General features: G+C 43.8%; 1 pseudogene. It reads right to left on the minus strand.

Annotation, left to right across the window (positions count from 1 at the left end):
* Positions 1-525 (minus strand): annotated as a pseudogene (locus R7Z49_RS27470) (alpha-amylase); the annotation flags it as partial.

Raw genomic sequence — 525 nt, forward strand, 5'->3', positions numbered from 1 at the left:
ACTTGAAACTGCCTTTTTTTGAAAATGCTTTAAAGATGGTCGAAAACAGCGGGAAATCATACGCACCTAAACGGGTTTCTTGTAAATACGGCTCAAGAAACAGTTGATACTCTTCTTCTGTTGCACCGCCATCGGTAATGATTTCCCCAAAAATATGCACGCCTTGGGTTATGTCGTCTGTCCATACGCGTTTTAGGTGTTCAAGCGTCATGTGCTTCGCGGCATCAATACGGAAGCCTTTCACACCTATCGCTTTCAATGCTTTTAAGTAAGCTCGCTGCTGCTCGACAACATGTTCACAAACGCGAAGGGTTGGTAAACCAGGATCAGTTGGCCCACCTGTAATTCGGCCATTTTGGACCTGCCATTTATCTTTCCAGTCTTTGATACCAAACGCTTCAACAAAATCTTCTTCACTAAATAGCGGTTTGGATAAATCGCCGAAAAGCTTTAGAGGCAGGTATTTTTGTTCATCTTGTCGGTATTGATCTAACACGTCCTGACGAGGATATTGCAGATCACGGC

The organism is Vibrio sp. 1562 (assembly GCF_033340155.1).
Classification (GTDB): domain Bacteria; phylum Pseudomonadota; class Gammaproteobacteria; order Enterobacterales; family Vibrionaceae; genus Vibrio; species Vibrio alginolyticus.